Annotated in this window: 9 protein-coding genes; all 9 read right to left on the minus strand. The window is 39.4% G+C overall.

Annotated elements, in window-relative coordinates; all coding sequences use genetic code 11:
- Positions 1 to 66: 66 nt before the first annotated feature.
- Entirely contained in the window at positions 67 to 3,612 is a 3,546-nt protein-coding gene (locus tag V6R21_RS26625; protein ID WP_334246554.1) for an efflux RND transporter permease subunit, read from the minus strand.
- Positions 3,613 to 3,681: 69 nt separating this feature from the next.
- Positions 3,682 to 4,839, minus strand: a complete 1,158-nt coding sequence (locus V6R21_RS26630; RefSeq protein ID WP_334246555.1) for an efflux RND transporter periplasmic adaptor subunit — start codon at positions 4,837 to 4,839, stop codon at positions 3,682 to 3,684.
- 63 nt (positions 4,840 to 4,902) lie between these two features.
- Positions 4,903 to 6,264: a TolC family protein gene (locus tag V6R21_RS26635; protein ID WP_334246556.1), complete on the minus strand. Its 1,362-nt coding sequence runs from the start codon at positions 6,262 to 6,264 to the stop codon at positions 4,903 to 4,905.
- A 12-nt stretch (positions 6,265 to 6,276) separates the two neighbouring features.
- A complete protein-coding gene (locus V6R21_RS26640; RefSeq protein ID WP_334246557.1) occupies positions 6,277 to 6,900 on the minus strand; it encodes a TetR/AcrR family transcriptional regulator in 624 nt (207 codons plus the stop codon).
- A gap of 279 nt (positions 6,901 to 7,179) precedes the next feature.
- On the minus strand, positions 7,180 to 8,097 hold the full coding sequence (locus tag V6R21_RS26645) for a peptidylprolyl isomerase (RefSeq protein ID WP_334246558.1): 918 nt from the start codon (positions 8,095 to 8,097) through the stop codon (positions 7,180 to 7,182).
- 1,079 nt (positions 8,098 to 9,176) lie between these two features.
- Positions 9,177 to 12,014 (minus strand): M16 family metallopeptidase, encoded by a 2,838-nt coding sequence (locus V6R21_RS26650; RefSeq protein WP_334246559.1) that lies wholly within the window; start codon positions 12,012 to 12,014, stop codon positions 9,177 to 9,179.
- 144 nt (positions 12,015 to 12,158) lie between these two features.
- Complete coding sequence (locus V6R21_RS26655; RefSeq protein WP_334246560.1) at positions 12,159 to 13,484, minus strand: thioredoxin family protein; 1,326 nt, start codon at positions 13,482 to 13,484, stop codon at positions 12,159 to 12,161.
- Positions 13,485 to 13,509: 25 nt separating this feature from the next.
- A complete protein-coding gene (locus tag V6R21_RS26660) occupies positions 13,510 to 14,850 on the minus strand; it encodes a thioredoxin family protein (protein ID WP_334246561.1) in 1,341 nt (446 codons plus the stop codon).
- Positions 14,851 to 15,200: 350 nt separating this feature from the next.
- On the minus strand, positions 15,201 to 17,972 hold the full coding sequence (locus V6R21_RS26665; protein WP_334246562.1) for a M16 family metallopeptidase: 2,772 nt from the start codon (positions 17,970 to 17,972) through the stop codon (positions 15,201 to 15,203).
- Positions 17,973 to 17,996 lie beyond the last annotated feature (24 nt).

Consider the following 17,996-nt stretch of genomic DNA (forward strand, 5'->3'; position numbering starts at 1 on the left):
TAAAACAGAAAAAGCCCAAGTACGGTATGTACTTGGGCTTTTTCAATATATATTTCACCAACACGATTACTCAGAAACTGGTGCCTTTGTTTTATCAACAAGGGCAGACACATAGTGCCCATTCTGATTGGCTGGTGCTGTTTTCTTAGCACTTTCTCCTTTACCTAGAAGAGTTCCCATAATGTTACCAAACTGTACAGACAGCAAGTACATTACAGGTACAATGATCAAAGTAAGGAATGTAGAGAACACCAATCCATAGATCACAGTCATTGCCATTGGTCCCCACATATCTGCGTTGTCACCACCAAAGTAAATTTGCGGCTCAAAGCTTGAGAACATTCCAGCAAAGTCAATGTTCAGACCCACTGCCATCGGCACCAAGCCTAGAATCGTTGTGATTGCTGTCAACAATACTGGTCTCAGACGTGTATAACCTGCCTTAACAATACACTCCAGTACTTCATTGACTGGTAGGTTATCGTCACCCTCAAGTCCTAACTCTTCCTTACGGCGATTGATCAAAAGATCTGTATAGTCAATCAATACGATCGCATTATTCACCACGATACCAGCCAAGGAAATAATACCAATACCGGTCATAATGATAATGAAATCATTCTTGAACAACGTAAGTCCCAAGAACACACCAATCAGGGAGAATACTACTGACAGGATGATGATAAATGGTTTTACAAACGAGTTGAACTGTGATACCAGAATCAGGAAGATTGAACACATTGCAATCAACATTGCATTGCTCAAAAACTCCATTGATTTCTGCTGTTCTTCCTGCTCACCTGTAAACTTGAAGGCATAACCTTCTGGCATCGGATAACCTTCCATTACTTTCTTTACAGCATCCACTACCTTGTTTGAGTTATACCCCTCAGTAATGTTGGAGCTTAGTGTCACCACCTTGTCCAAATCTTTACGTTTTACTTCTCCTACTGTCGAAGTGTACTCAAGGTGAGCTACCGCTGAAATTGGCACTTGGTGCATTTTACCTTTATTGTCACGGAAAGTCAGACGCTGATCTGCCAAGGCAGATACATTGTAACGGTACTGATCTTTCAGGCGAAGCATAATTGGATACTCATCCTCCTTGTCTTTCAATTTGGAGATTTCCTTACCGTAAATTGCTGTACGTAAAGCCATGGCTATCTGACCAGTTGAAAGTCCGTAGCGACGAGCCTTGTTTCTATCAATCTGTACTTGCAGTTCCGGCTTGCCCACGTTGATATCCATTGAGAGGTTATCAATACCCATTATGCCAGACTTATCAATCTTAGATTGCATCTCATCTGCCAGCTCAATCAGTTTCGAATAATCATGCCCTGTTATTTCGATGTTGATTGGTTTACCTACTGGAGGGCCGTTGCGCTCCTTATCCGTCACCACGCTTACGCCTGGTATTTCTTTGGCGATCTCAGCACATTGGCTCAGAATAATTGATGTATTTTTACCATTACGCTTCTCAAAAGGAACAAACGCAATCGAGATTTTACTCTTATGAGGAGTGATACCACTACCAGTATTCTGGTTAGGGTCATTTGTATTTTCACCAACGTTGGTTACAATCGACTCAATGATATCTTTATGTGGTTCCAGCTCCTTGTAAAGGCGTTTCTCCAGCTTCTTGGTGATATCATTTGTCTGCTGAACATCTGTACCTAGTGGAGCTTCAATATACATGTATACATATCTAGGCTCATTCTCTGGGAACAGACCTACTGTTGGCTCACTCAAACCAAACATCATCACTGATAAAATTAACAAGCCAAAAGTACCTAATGTAATTAGAATTGGCTTATAACCACCCAATGCCCACTTCAGGGTTTTCAGGTAAATTTTCTCCAAAGCAACCAACAGCTTGTCCTGGAACCAGTAAGAAGCTTTTTTCAGGTAATAAGCATTCAGCAAGGTCAATACACCAAATACCATTAGCAGGTTAGCGATTGTATAGTTACCGCTATCACCAAAGAACGTTACGATGTAGAAGACAATACCCAATACCACCAAGGCAACACCTGAGATCAGTTTCAGCTTGAGGTTTCGGTTCATATTACGGTCATCCACAACCATATACTGTTTTGCTACCACAGGGTTGATCACCAAACCAATAAACAGAGATGAAGCCAGTACGACAATCAATGTAATTGGCAGGTATTTCATAAACTCACCCATGATACCACCCCAGAATGCCAATGGCACAAATGCCGCAAGTGTTGTTGCTGTAGATGAGATAATTGCCATCGCAACCTCACCAGCACCTTGCTTAGCAGCAGCCTTAGAATTAAAGCCTTCTTCCCTGAGTCGGTAGATATTCTCAATAATTACAATCGCATTATCCACGAGCATACCCAACGCCAGAATCAAGGCAAAAAGTACTACCATGTTCAATGTGATTCCCATAAAGCTCAGGATCACAAATGACATCAGCATTGACAATGGAATCGCAATACCTACAAAGATCGCATTTCGCAATCCCATAAAGAACAGTAGTACTGCTACTACCAGAATCACACCTGAAATAATGTTGTTCATCAAGTTGCTCAACTGGTTTTCCATATCCTGTGCCTGAGATTGTGTAATGGCAATATTCAGGTTTCTTGGCAGGTAAGACTCTCTAGCTTCCTCCAATAAGTCATCAATCTTCTTGGTCGCGTTAATCAGGTTCTCACCACCTCTTTTTACTACTTTCAGTGAGATTACAGGGTTAGCACCCTTTGCTGTAAACTCTTCACCTGTAGCCAGACGGGCATAACTTTTACGCTCTACGTATGTATCCTTTACTTCAGCAAGGTCTTTCAGGTAAATAGGTCTTCCATCCTCAGACTTTACGATAATCTGTCTGATCTCGTCTGCGGTCTTGAACTCTCCTGAAACACGAAGTGAACGACGAAAACCATTTGTCAATACGTCACCACCAGAGATGGTCATGTTTTCATTGGCTACTGCACTTTCGATATCTGAGAACGTCACCTTCATTGCGTCCATCTTGAAGATGTCTGCATTGATCTGGATTTCACGCTCTACAGAACCTGCGATATCCACTCTTGATACCTCTTGCAATTCCTCCATTTCATCCTGAAGGTATTCTGCATAGTCCTTCAGCTTGTCGATCTCAAAATCACCTGAAAGGTTCACTACCATAATAGGAATCTCAGAGAAGTCGAGTTCAACTACATTCGGGTCTGTATCAAGATCAGTAGGCAACTCACTTTTTGATTTGTCTACTGCATCCTTGGTGTCCTGAAGTGCTTTAGACACCTCAACGTCTTCATTAAACTCAATGACAATAGCTGAAAAATCCTGTGCAGAAGTAGACTTGATCTCTTTTACACCTTTTACAGATTTAAGCTCTTTCTCAATTGGTCTAGTAATCAAGTTTTCGATATCGACAGGAGAGTTACCAGGGTATACCGTATTAACATATACCATTGGGATCTGTATCTCAGGATACTGCTCCTTCGGCATTGAGTTGTAAGATACATACCCAAACATGATAATAATCGCTGTCAGGATAAAGACACTTATGCTGTTGTCAATGGAAAAGCTACTGAGTTTAAACTCCTTCAGTGGCTTATTCTGATTTGATTTCTGATTCATATCAAATGAATTGTGAATGATTAGTTCGGGAGGGTTCATTCCCGAACGTCACTACCCAATGTTTTTTAATTAAGAATTGTCAGCTACGATGTACACCTCTTCACCATTGATCACCTCACTGTAACCTTTGTCCACTAGTATAGAACCTTTGTTAAGTCCTTTTGTCACCAGTGTCATGCCGTTGTAGGATTTACCAGTTTCCACTTCCACTTTCTCAACAACATCCTTTCCATTGGCAGACTTGATCACGTACATAAACTGCTTGCCGTTTGGTGTATTTTGCACCAAGTGTGTCGGTACTGAAATAGATTCAGCTTTTTCAAAATCCTTGATACGAACCATTGCCATGGTATTAGGCTTCAGGTTGTCCTTACTGTTATCCATTCTCATACGGATTTTGAAAGTACGGTTCACATCATTGATATATTGACCTACCATATCTACAGTCAATTCCTTCTCAAGGTTAAGCATTGGGAATGTCACCAATACTTTATCACCTTTCTTGATCGTTCCGCTGTATACTTCAGAAACCTCGGCATTGATCTCTACAGTACCCAGGTTGACTATTCTTGTCAGTGGTTGTCCGGCAGCTGCCATCTCACCAGCATTTGCGAAAAACTCATCTACTGTACCGCTAATTGGTGCTGTAACCACTCCCTTTCGGATCTGTGATTTCAGGCTAGCTTCTTTAGCCTCCAATGACGATACGTTATTTTTTGCCTGAAGGTATTGTACTTCAGAGCCGATATTCTGTTTCCAAAGACGCTCCTGCTTCTCATATAATGTGCGAGCAAGGTCCAAAGAAGTTTCCACCTCATTTAACTGCTTACGCATTACCTCTACGTCAAGTGTCGCTACTGTCTGTCCTTTTCTGACAAACTGTCCTTCCTTTACGTATTTTTTCACCAATACACCACTGGTTTCTGGTGCTACCAATACGTTATTGTCTGAAGTAACTTCACCCGGTACATCTACATAGTGCGCAAAAGTACCTTCTGCAACGGTCACTGAAGTCACTCTCTTCAAACCAGCTTTTGTATCAGTATCTGTCTCTGATGCAATTTCAGTTTCAAGCTTTTCAATCTCTGCCTTAAGAGTCAGTAGCTCTTCTCTTTTTTCTTCAAGCACCTGTTTCTTCTCGTCTAAAGAAGCCGCATCACCGCCACAAGCAGTAAACATGGCAGAAACCGCTGCCAATAAAACCAGTCTATTTGTTATATTTTTCATTGGTTTGAGATATTTCTAAATCTGTTGTTCTAATTCAAAGCTTTATATATAAGGTATCTGGAGTTAGTCCACCGACAAGGTTCCATTGGCTTTTTCAAGATCCACTTTGGCAGTGATCGCATTGAAAAGAGAAGAGTAATAGCTATCTGCTGCTGTTACATAATCTTTCTCCGCATTTGACACTTCCAAAGAAGAACCTACCCCTTCCTTGAATTTGATATTGGCAATATCAAGCACATGCTTGGCTACCTCCATATTACGTTTTTGAGTTTGCAGGTTCTTAAGGTTGGTTTCATAGTCTATTTCCGCATTTTTCTGCTCAATAGTGATCTGCTTCTCCAAACCTACTTTTGTATTTTCGAGCTTCAGCCCTTCCAGTTTGATTTGTTCCAATTGCTTAGACTTCATCATACCACTAAAGATTGGCATCTTGAAAGATACACCCACATTTGCAAGGTCGAACCACTCTCCCATATCACTCATCGAGTTGCCACCGGCAGTATAACCGTATGAACCGAATGCGTATAACTTAGGATAGTACTCCGAGAACTTGGCCTTACGCTCCAATTCATTTAACGCAATACTTGTCTCTAAGATTGATTGCTCAATTCTTAAATTCTTAGTGTTTTCAGCATTGTACGCTGCTAGCGCTTTACCTGCTTCCTCAAGGTTTTCTGACAGCTCGATTTGTTCGTCCAGCTTCATACCCATTTGGTATTTCAGCAATTGCTCACTGACTACAGTCAACTGCTCAGCATTTTCTTTTTGTACCTTGATATTATTTAATGCCACTTCCAGACGGTCCACTTCAATCTGCTCTACCATACCAGCTTCGTAGAACATTTTAGTTTCCTTATAAATCTTCTCGATAGCATCATGGTTTTCCTTAAGGATCTCCAGCCTTTCACGGCTGATCAGCACTGTATAGTAAGCCTTTGTTACATTTGCTACTGTCTCTATCTTGGTTTGGGTCAACTGCTTTTTTGAAAGCTCAGTAAAAGTCTTTGCCGCTTTCAAACCCATAAAGAAAGTACCATCAAACAACAATTGCTGTACATTCACTGCAACATCTGATGAGTATTTCACCCCAAACTGTACAGGTGTCTGTGCTCCTGCAGGTGCTTCAGGGTCAAAAAACTGAGCTGGCAAAAATGTAGTTCTGATCTTTAGGTTATCAACAAAGTTTGCCTCCAGATTTACTTGAGGTAACCCTAAGCCTGTTGTTTCAGCCACTTTTGCATCAGCAATCTTGGCATCAATTTCAGCATTCTGAACTGCAACTGTATTATGCATTGCATAATCAATACATTGCTGCAATGAAAAGGCATTGCCTCCACCTGAAGCCGCCTCTTGTGCACTTGCTGACACACACGCTCCCATAGCCAGCAAGAAAGCTGTGATAAGCGTAAAAAGTTTGTTATTCATCTAGTTTTATAATTATTGATTATTTAACTCTGCTTTATACTTTTCCATTAGCTTAATCCCTTTTTCTGTACAAATCCCCCTTATAAAGTGCTCTGCCAGTTCCATCTGAACATCCAGTGTACTAAACTTATCTTGTGGGAAAATTGAAGGATTAAAGCCCATTTCTACCTGTGCTGTACGCATTCTGGCTAAAATGTTTTTATCAATATATTTCAAAAACAGCCCCTGTTCTTGCCCTCTTTCCATAGCCTTGACAAGGTTATCCTGCATCTGCTCAACTTTATGCTCTTCATAAAGCTTCCACACTTCAGGGTAATACTTGTGCAAATCATTAAAGAGAATAGGATTCATGTTTTTCAACATCTGCTTAAAATGCTCCGAAAGCCTAAACAGCATGGAAAGACCATCCTGCGCTTCATCAATGATATTATCGACAATACAAGTATTAGACTCCAATGTGTTTTTGGCAAAAGCTCTGACCAAAGCATTTTTATCGGAATAGTACTGATAGATTGTCTTCTTTGACATTCCCAGCTCTTTTGCGATATCAGACATGGTGACACTTCTGACACCAAACCTCATAAATAGCTCTGTTGCTTTTTCTAATATTCTTTCTTGTGAATCAGTGATAATCATTACTTGGTTGAATTATTTTGCCTGCAAACATAAGGAAACCGAAAGTAACATGAAAGTTTCCTCAGTGCGTTAACTCCCAAAAAATGAACAATGTTTCACTATTAGCATTAAATAATTGTTAAGTCCCTATGTTTTCAATGTTTTAAGAGGACAATAATCAATGAAAAAGTCTAATTTGGTATAAATGCCTCCTACTTAGGTTTCTTTGCATTCTCTGTTGGCCACATAAAAAAAGTCTGCTTTCCAAAGAAAACAGACACTCTTTAAACACCTCTTATCTTAGTAGTGATACCCATACCTCTCTTCAATCTCCGATTTGGGTAATTCTTCTACCTTTACTTCCATTTTTATATTACTGATCGGACGGTTAGCCCTATTTGTACGTGCAGCAGCAATTTTATCAATTACTTCCAACCCATCGATCACCTGCCCAAATACTGTATACTCTCCATCAAGCTCAGGAGCACCGCCAATAGATGTATATGCCGCTTTTGTTTTCGGATCCAAAGGTTTATCCAACTCAACACCAAACTCCTCTTCACATAACTCTTTTGAATCCATCATCAGTTTATAATATCCTTTCCTGTCTTGCTCCATCTGCATATAGGCAACCTTTGATTGCAGGTCAGCATACTTCTCCATCTGAAGCAACTTGTTGAAACACTCAGAAAGTTTGTGCTGATTTACCAACACCCCTTCCAATTCTGCTTCAGACAACACGTTCCCGTCAGTAATATAAAATTGACAAGCACTCGATTCCTTTTCAGGATTGACATTATTCCCTTTTCGGGCTGCAGCCAAAGCTCCTTTTACATGTCGTAACTCAGGCGTGATTTCAGCGGGTAACAAATATCCTATATCACCATTTCCTAAAGAACTGCCACTTTCTGCATCTCGAGATTCTGGATCACCTCCTTGTATCATAAAACCCTTAATGACCCGATGGAAAAGCAGTCCATCAAAAAATCCCTGTCTAGCCAGCTTTACAAAGTTTTCACGATGTTGTGGTGTTTGTGGATAAAGTATGGCGTGCATTTCCCCCATATCTGTCTGGATTGTTACCAAAAAGTCATTCTTATCTGACTTCACCTTGGTCTCTACTTCTTTCTCCGAATCCCAGTTTCCTTTCTTATCCTTGCAAGCTATAACTGAAACCAACAGCAAAGCTGTCAACAAGTAGACAATGGTTTTTTGCATTGATTTTATATTTTTTGACTGTTGCATTAAAAAAATTCACCTCTAAAAATGCTGCCCTTTCTCCGCTTACTCTATACTCCTGATTAGCCCAAGCTTTATACAGTTTTTACACTTTGGTAAACTCTTGAGTAAATGGCTTTTTTGTTTTGCCTAAACAATTTTCAAATCATAAAATATGACATACGAACAGCTGTAACTGTGACGACATACAAACAAAAACTGCTATGCCTTTATAACATATACTCAACGACAAAAGACTGTACAAGTCTACAAACATCAATATTTATCACAAAGCCTAAATCGAAAAGAATAAGAAAGTAACTTTTATAAAAAGCTGAGAGGAGGAACTATTGGGTAGGTTGCAGTAAAAAGAGATATGTCTCAACAGACTTTTAAAGAAATGAATAACAAGGTAATTAAGCTGGTATGTTGCCCCTTAAGCAGCTGTATCATTAAAATCGGATGTTTTAAACACTTCAATGATTTATAGGTTCAACTCCTTTGGAGTTAGATAAATGGATTTACTTATGCCGTAGGCTAAAGCCTACGGCTACTATTATAGAACCTCTTTGGGATTATTTTTTTTACAACAGACACCGTTTCTGATAGACTTGAGATTAAGTTATGATAACTCGACTCCCTGAAGGTGCCGCACCTACGGCACTTGCCTTACAAAAACAGAAGTACTACAAAGGTCTCGCTCCGATGGAGCTGTTCACTTTATTAGTTCCGTAGGTGCTGAATCTTTGTAGCTATAAGCCATCGGTTATCTTTTTTAAAGCTCCGTCAGGAGCGACATCTTGAAATAACCAACCAAAGTTCGGGTCTAAAGGAAACAAACCATATTAGCTCCAGATGGTAATCCGGATTTTACAGCATTCATTATATCATAACCCTAAAAGGGCTGATCAGGGTAACAGCTTCATTTAGTACCTCATAATATGTGAAAGGGTTAGAATAAAAAATCTCTATTCCAATTCAGTTCTTGCTTAAATTGAAGCATATAAAAAAGGCATTGCGATGTTACCGTCGCAATGCCTTAAAGTAGGATTATACTCACTTCTTCCCACCTCTAATATTTATTGTACACCTTCTTCTCCTGCTTCCTCAGGAACAAAGACGATATCGATTACATTAGCTTTCTTAAAGAAACGTTTGGCTGCTTTCTCGATATCTTTGGTTGTTACATTTTCAATGACTTCATCGTAATATGCTGGCTCCAAGATATTCTCTTGTGTATCATAATACTTTGATAGCGCCTTCATCCAGTAAGCATTGCTTTCCTGACGGTTTTCCCCATTCTTTTTCATATTCAGGACTACCTTCTCCAGATCAGCTTCGCTTACATTTTTCTGAATTTCTTTCAGCTCCTTATATACCAGTGACTTCAGGTAATCTGCCTTTTCAGGGTCACAATCAAAGCCGATTTTTAGTACATTTTTCGACTCTGGGAGTCTCGAAGATGTTGGCTTTACACTAACTCCATATGTACCACTCTCCTTTTCTCTAATGTTTTCTGTAAAACGCAAGTCAAGGATAGACCCTATGATTGCATGATAAATAATGTTCTCTCTTGAGTATTTGGTATCAGCAGTCAATTTAAGCATCACTGATGCTTTAGGTGATGCCATCGGTACCTCAATACGATACTCATTCTTGCCTTTCAGCTCATATTCATCTCTCTTAACCCATGCCTCTTTTTCCTTGTCCAGGTCTTTGATAGCACCAATGTATTTTTCAACAAGTGGCTTCAAAACTTCCTTCTTAACGTCACCTACAATAAAGAAAGTAAAGTCACTGGCATCAGAGAAACGCTCTCTGTAGATTCTTTCCAGTTTTTCGAAGGTAATCGCATCTAGGTATTCTTTACTGAACTCGTAAACACGTGGGTTGCCATTTCTAAAAATAGCTCTAAGTGTATCCTGCTTGATAGACTTTTCAGTTTCTATCTTAGTCTCCAAAGCTTCGTAGCTTTTTTCCATTTGCTGGTCAAACTTCTCCTTATCGAAACGCGGCTCCTCAAAACGCATATACACTAACTGAAGCATTGTTTCAACATCCTTGGTTGTAGATGAACCATATACCGTCTCAGACAAGCTTGATACAGAAAAACCACTGCTTGCTGTGTTTCCTGTCATCACCTTTTTGTAGTCTGATGGGTTGAACTTACCAATGCCGAATGACTTCATGTATCCAGTTACACCGCCAACAGATGGAAGGTCTTCCAATTCGTAAACAGATGAACCACCTTCACTTGTTGCACTTAGCGCTACCGTGTTTTTCTGGAAATCTGCAAAACGGTAAACCACCTTTGCTCCGTTTGATAAAGTCCACTCTTCTGCGTCAAACGTCTCCAGTTTCTTCTCGCTTACCACTTTCCCTCCTTTAGGAGTCGTGCTCAACAGTTGGTCATCCTTTGGAGCATTATCTACATAAGGCTCAATTTCTTTGGCTTCAGCCTTGGCAAGTATTGCTTCAATCTCTTCTAAAGTAGGTAGTTTGGTACCTTCCTTACTTGAGCCAATCACTGTATACACACGGTTAATATCAGTCAGGTATTTTGATGCCACAGCTGATACTTCTTCTTTAGTAATTGTTGGTACAATTTCCTTTGTAAACTCATAATTGAACTTAGCGTCAGGAATTACCGACCCATGCAGGAATACTTGCTTCAGAGAATTACCGTATGAATCTGAATTGATCTTATCACTTTTCAGGTACTTGTTTTCTGAAGAAACCAGTGTATTTGTTTTTAGACGGCTCAATTCGCCTTCTGTAAACCCATGTCTTTGTACTCTCAACAGTTCTGTATAGATCGCTTCAACTGCTTCTGATATTTCCTCTTCCTTTGCAGATGCACTTACTGTAAATGCGCCATAGTTTTTAACCATGCCACTAAGTGTCACTTTTCCTCCAATAAAAGGAGCATCTCCCTTTGCTTTCAGCTCCTTCAGGCGGCTATTCATCAAAGCATTGAAGAAGCTGTTCACAAAGTTTTCTCTCAAATGAGCCAATGTGTTATTCTCCCCTTCTTTTTTATGACGAACCATCAGCGTCACATTGACATTCTTCGTTTCCTGTTCCGTTGCCACTGCATACAATGGCTCCTTATTATCAGGAATCTCTATATACACACGCTCTTTAGGATTTTCAATCGCAGGAATAGCTGAGAACAATTCAATCACTCGCTTCTCTACTGCATCTACATCAATATCTCCAATTACAGCAACAGCCTGCAAGTCTGTACGGTACCAGTCATGGTAGAAGTCACGCAAAACCTGAGGATCGAAAGTTCTTACAACATCCATGCTTCCTAGTACATCTCTTCTTGCGTAAATAGCGCCATTGTAACGAGCTTCCGCCAACTGAGCCTGAATTCTTCTACCAGCGTTTTGTCTTGTTCTCCACTCTTCATGGATTACACCACGCTCTGCATCAATCTCATCAACATCCAACGACAACTCATTACACCAGTCGCGCAGAATCATGATACAAGAATCCACAACCATATCATTGGCAGTTGGCACACGGCTAATGTTATATACAGTCTCATTCAGTGAAGTATAAGCATTTACATCCTTACCAAACTTTACACCATGACGCTCCAGCATGTCAAGCATCGTGTTATTAGGAAAAGTGGTCGTTCCATTAAAAGCCATATGCTCCAAAAAGTGCGCTAAACCATCTTGCTCATCTTTCTCCAGCACTGCGCCTACATTCTGGTAAATGTAGAAACTAGCCCTTCCTTTAGGCGTTTCATTGTGTCTGATATAGTATGTTAAGCCATTAGGAAGTACGCCCTTTCTGAACTCCTTATCAAATGGTACTTCCTGTGAAAGGTCAGTGTATTTTTTCTGCCCAAATGACAACCCCGTCGATACAACCAGAGCCATCGCTATCAAAAAAAATTTTTGCATAAGTATTTAAATGGTAACACAAGGGAAGGATAAAGAAATAGAACTATTTGAGTACGGCACACATAAATTTAATGAGATCATCTCTCATCCTTACCCCTTGATTTTTAATTTTGATATGAATTTGAATCAACTAGAAATATATTTTTACAAGGTTATTTCTTCTCCCTCTTTCATAGCTTCCAACTCAGCCTTGATAGTATCCACTCTTTTATAGTGTTCTTTCACTGCCAGTTCGTAAGCTTCTGATTTGATTTTCAGCGCTTCTTCCTTATTATCTCCAAACATGTATAGGATATTAGCGTAGTCACTCATTGTCAGATAAGTACCCGGCGTAATATAATAGGCTACCTCCATCCATCTCAGCACATCCTCTTTATCCTTTTCAGTGGTAGCAAATTCTGCATAGGCTTTTACCATTCCTGAGATCTGTTGGCTTTTACCTACTGAAAAAGGTCTAACACCCATCACATCCTTATCTCCTTGTTGCTGTCTTGTTGTAACATCTATGTAGTTGGCACGCAGCTTTTCAACATCCAAAGATTTTACAAAGGCATCATTGCCTCCATAAACCATTGCTTTGTACTTTTCACCTAGCTTGGCATTCAAGTAATAATAGGTGTATACTCTATCACGTTGAGCTTTGCCCACTTTTTGTCCTATACGCACAGCCTCTTCCAGAGCCAACTCCAGATAAGTAGTATCTTTCTTACTGATCGCATACTCTGTTGTCTGATTAATAGCCATTTTAGGTAGGTTCAGATATATTTCACGAATATCCTTTCGCACATATTTCTTCCACTCATCTGTACCCATATTGTCCAAATAGATCTGATAAGCTTCTCCACCTATCACGATTTCCTTATGGTGATCAGCCAAAAGCAGTACCATTTCCTTACTAGATTCTTTATGACTCTTCTGTACACGCAGGTATTGCTCCAGTATCTCTGAATAACCTGTCATGTTACTAGCTTTCAACTTGTCTAAGTACAATTTCAAGAAGCCCTCATCCTCTTTCTTTTTCTCATACTGTCCAGCCAGTCTACCTACACTCTGAGGATCCTTAAAGTATTTAACTGCCAACTTCACTTCTTCCAGAAATTTTTCTGTTGGCATAAAACCTGAAAGACGGTAGACGACTTCTCCTTCGCCATCAATAAACACATAGCCTGGCAAACCATGTATTTCATATTTTTCTTTAATGGCAGGTCCTTCTCCTTTTTCTACATCCACTTTCAAGGCTACAAGGTTCTCCTTGAAATAGGCTCCTACCTCTGCCTCCTTAAAAACTGTTTTGTCCATTTTTTTACATGGCCCACACCAAACAGCATACCCATCAATAAACAGTAGCTTATTCTCCTGCTTTGCTTTTTCCAAAGCTTCCTTAAGAGTACCTTTTTCAAATTCTATTCCTTGTGCCATCAACATGATTGGCAACAGAAGCATAGAAATAGTGCTATATATCTTTTTCATTATTTATCGTATTTTCTTAAAATCCTTAAGCTTGTTTTTTGATCATTTGCTCTAGCTCATACTCAATCGTAGGGCGTTTTTTATCTGATGATGGCCATTTTTCTAATGCTGCTTTCTTCATCTCAATTGCCTCATCCATTTTGCCTCTTTTCACTAGGATCTGTGCTTCCAGATTCAACAATAAATAATGATTGGCACTTAACTCATTACCATATTTGACCCAGCCTTGCAATACCTTATAATCCTTTTTACCCTCTACCATAAATAGGTATTGCTGTCCTCTTTTACAGATCTCTTTGATGATCGCAATCGCTTCTACTCCTTCTTCATATATTTTCAAGTTTATGGCACCCATAGCAGTAGGGTGTGCTTCATAACTCGCCTTGTATTTCTCATACGTCTCTTTGTCCGATTTCTGAATCTCTTCAATCGACTTTGCTGAGATAAGGCTTTCGATATGCTCAACTGCCTTAGCTTTATAGGCTTTGTAATCTTTAGCCAATACAAGATAAGTCAGTTCATGGTCGATTAGGTTCTCCTCTTTTTTCAGATTACTAGGTAACTTTTTCCAGTTCTCCAAAAACACCCCCATCAGTTCAGCGTCTTTGTCCTCAACGGCTTTATCACGTGTATTTTTAGCCATTATACCCTTCATATAGCGTAGAATTCTCTCTTCGCTTTTGGTTGCGATGTCCATGTACTCCTCCATATTAGCATCAAGGATTTCCTCTGCTTTCCCAGCTACTAGCAAGTGCTTTCTGTTATTCATCAGGAACTCCATCATGTCCACATCGTTCTCCTTGATTTCTGTTTGGACTGCCAGCCACTTCTCAATACCATCAGAAGGGTCTTGTCCGTACTCAATCATTTTTTTGAAGTAAACTTTCAGGAAACGCTCATCATTTTGCTTTTCAGGATATAGTGCCTGCAATTTCTCCAAGCTGTACTCGCTGTTTACAGACTCTACTGCTTTTTTACCCAAAGCAATAAAATCATCAACTCCCATACTTCCTGTATCCTTGTAAACAGCCTTACCATCACCATCTACAAACAACAAAGTTGGATAGCTGTATACATCATATTTCTTTGCCGCAGCTTTTCCCTCTTTTTCAGCATCCAGCTTGATGCTTACAAACTCTCTATTGTAGAGTTTTCCTACAGACTCAAGTGGGAAAACTTGTTTCGCTAATATTTTACATGGGCCACACCAAACCGTATAAAAGTCAATAAATACAAGCTTGTTTTCAGCTTTCGCTTTAGCCATCGCATCTTCCAATGAAATCTTTTCGAAGTGGATTCCTTGAGCATGCACAGTGCTCTGTATGCATATGAATAGACATATGAATACCAATACTCTCTTCATCATAAAAATTTGTAGTTTAAATAAACTTGACATTAGTAGAAGACCATAAAGCATCCTAAAAATCACTCTTTGAAAGAAGTAATACCTAAGCATCCCAACTTGCTGACACCCTTGTTTTATTCATCAGTTTCGAAGAATAAGGTATTACCAAAAGCTTTATTTCTATCCCAATCAGAACGAAAAACAACCAATCCGATAGTTTAGAATACCTTTATATGAGATCAAATAATATTCACGAAATGCAATCAAAATCGCCTTTCTAACTTCAAGACGCAGAAAAAGCAAAAGGGAGTGACAAAAAAGACTACAATAAATTTCATTGTAGTCTTTTTCTTTTGAAAACTAGCTTAATGCTAGTTGTTTATATTTGGTTTTTTAATCAACAAGAAATAATGATCAAGGTCGATCATCTCCTTCATAAATGCTCTGAATTCATCAGCTGAAATACTCTGAATGGTTTCCTTTATTTCCGCTCTCGTTAAGAGTTTTCCGTATTTCAATCCTTGCTGTAAGTATTCGCCTTCTAATCTTTTAGTATCATAAAAAGACATAAGGTAAAGGCTTTCCATCATCGCCTTGAGTTTCTCCACGTCCTTATCACTGATCTCCCCTCTGCTCATTGGTCCCAGCACCTCTTCAACCATAATGTTATGTGCTTTGATAATGTTTTTTTCATCAATCATATAACGGATACTGGTATACTGGAAATTGGTAGGATAAGTAGTAGTCTCTGAAGTGCTACCCATGGCATATACCAAACCATATTTTTTACGAATGATTTCGAGTAACTTCTCCCATGCGTACTGCTTCAGCACTTTGTTTACCATATCCTCTTTAAAGCTCAAGGCTTGTGCTGAGGTTTTATTAAACAGATAATCAACAAGACAGATATCCTTTCCCCAAGGGAAATCTTTCTTAATAATTCCTTTAGGATGAATCACATCATTAGCTACCTGTTCCTCAAAACGTTGAGGTTTTTCACCTTTGATTGTACCAATATATTTAGAGATCAGCTCATCAATATTCTCCGGAAGATCACCACTTACATAAATAATAGCGTTGCCAATGTTCTTTTTCAGCTGCTCATTATAAGAGAACAGTCTATTCATTACTGCTTCATCCAATTTTGCATTCACCTCCTCTGTTTCTATGCCCTGCATCGTAACCATCTCCTTAAAAGGTTCATAAGCATCTACATGGGAAGTTTTACTAAGTTGTCTGTCCGCTGATTTTAGGAATGCATTTGTTTCTTCTTGTTGTGATGCAGTCAGGTAAAGGTTAAACAGCTGGATCATCTGAACGGCACTTTCCGGCTTTCCAGTTAAGGCAAACTCATAGCCATAAGCAGAAACGCTCTCATCATCCTTGACCATCAGTTGTTTCCTCAATGTATAAGCTTCTGAATTTGAATAAGTACCGAAACTACCAGTCAGATACTTATACGTCTTTGAAAATAAAGCCCTGTCTTCTTTAGGAATCGTATTCAAACCATCTTTGCCCATCAACTTAATCATGGTTGGAGCTATTGGAGAGTTATAAACCACTACGGAAGCTCCATTTTTATACTTAAGCTGATACAAGTTTTCTCCCAATGGTATTCTTTTAACAATCGCTGCTGCTTTTCTATCCTCGATATTTACCTCAGCCTGTACTACTTCCACCTGCCTTTTGGCAAACTTGCGAACTGGCTCTACATACTCAAAAGGAGCAACATCCAAATCATTGATCTTAGCAATTTTTTCTAGGATCAATGCTTCGTCAAAGTTCGGTGTGTAAGCGTCTTGTGTCTCGTCAAAAAGGATTGTTTTCGGATAAGTCGTAAATGTGGAGAGCAATTCAGTAAAATCCGCTGGTTTCAATGCGTTACCTACCTTTGCCATCAATTCATACGCTGCTTTTGGCGTCTGTAAAGGCTCTCCCTTCAGGAAAGCATTTTGTAATGCATCAATAGAAACACGCTCCTTTCTATTGATAGCTTCTTCAAATCTGGAAAGTCTCAGGTTGACATAAAAATCAATCTCTCTCTGATCAAAACCGCCTTTTCTTGCTTGAGCCACTACCTGACAGAAAGCTTCTAGCATCTCGCTATAGCTCATCTTATCTGCCTGCAACCTCAGGTTATAGAGATTATTACCCGGTACCAGTGTGCTAGTAGAGATCGTTGTTCTGGATAGTTTCTTCTCTGTATTCTTCAAGCGGTGTTCCAGAATAGAGCAAAAGATATTATCCACCAACTCTTTTTTGAATGCCGCATAAGTACCCTTTTCACCTTCTCTTTCCTTAAATGCCAACACTAGCGTAGGTTTGTGGTTTCTTGACAACTCATACTGACCTGATACAACCGTCTGTTTTGTTAGATCGATGTACTTTGTCTCAGGGTCTAGTGGGTGAGCAGCAGGCGCTACCTTTCCGTAAATCTTCTTGATATATTTCTTAGCAATTTTCGGATCTACATCACCATAAATAATCAAAGCTAGTTGGTCAGGTGTATAATATTTGTCGTAAAAATCCTGAACCCCCTTTAATGTCTTGTTCTCAATATCCGCAATGGTGCCTATTCCATTATGCCCTTCTAAAGCTGTATTGATCAAATAAGGAGATGCATCACTTGTCTCTCCTCGGTTAATCTCTTCAATGACTACCTTTTTCTCAACCTCAAATGCTTCCTGTTCCATCTGAATATCAAACATCATTTCCTTTAACAGAAACAAATTTTGACGCAAGTGTTCATTGTTATTAGATGGGATTTGAAACCTGTAGTTTGTAAATGTACTATTAGTTGTCGCATTATAGTCTCCTCCAAATCTCAACCCCAATTGGTCAAATGCCTCTTTGCTTTTTTCTCCCGGAAAGCTTTTAGTGCCTTTGAAGATCATATGCTCCAGCAAATGTGCTACTCCACGCTCCTCATAAGTCTCTACTTGAGAGCCTACATTTGCTACCATTCTTATTCTGACTTTACCTGGCTCTCCTTCCGGTACCAGATAATAAGTAAAGCCATTTTTTAATTTGCCGGTTGTAATGTCATCACGTAAAGACAAATCCTGCCCAAAAATTGGGCAGGAAATTGTCAATACAGCAATGAGAAATGTTAGTTTACACCAAAATTCAATTATTCTATTCATCACTATCTTCTTCAAGAAAACTTA

This window comes from Limibacter armeniacum (assembly GCF_036880985.1).
Classification (GTDB): domain Bacteria; phylum Bacteroidota; class Bacteroidia; order Cytophagales; family Flammeovirgaceae; genus Limibacter; species Limibacter armeniacum.

Excerpts from the sequence above, each read along its gene's own strand:
- V6R21_RS26625 (WP_334246554.1), bottom strand. The coding sequence starts at position 3,612 with ATGAATCAGAAATCAAATCAGAATAAGCCACTGAAGGAGTTTAAACTC.
- V6R21_RS26665 (WP_334246562.1), bottom strand. The coding sequence starts at position 17,972 with ATGAATAGAATAATTGAATTTTGGTGTAAACTAACATTTCTCATTGCT.
- V6R21_RS26640 (WP_334246557.1), bottom strand. The coding sequence starts at position 6,900 with ATGATTATCACTGATTCACAAGAAAGAATATTAGAAAAAGCAACAGAG.
- V6R21_RS26660 (WP_334246561.1), bottom strand. The coding sequence starts at position 14,850 with ATGATGAAGAGAGTATTGGTATTCATATGTCTATTCATATGCATACAG.
- V6R21_RS26650 (WP_334246559.1), bottom strand. The coding sequence starts at position 12,014 with ATGCAAAAATTTTTTTTGATAGCGATGGCTCTGGTTGTATCGACGGGG.
- V6R21_RS26635 (WP_334246556.1), bottom strand. The coding sequence starts at position 6,264 with ATGAATAACAAACTTTTTACGCTTATCACAGCTTTCTTGCTGGCTATG.
- V6R21_RS26655 (WP_334246560.1), bottom strand. The coding sequence starts at position 13,484 with ATGAAAAAGATATATAGCACTATTTCTATGCTTCTGTTGCCAATCATG.
- V6R21_RS26645 (WP_334246558.1), bottom strand. The coding sequence starts at position 8,097 with ATGCAAAAAACCATTGTCTACTTGTTGACAGCTTTGCTGTTGGTTTCA.
- V6R21_RS26630 (WP_334246555.1), bottom strand. The coding sequence starts at position 4,839 with ATGAAAAATATAACAAATAGACTGGTTTTATTGGCAGCGGTTTCTGCC.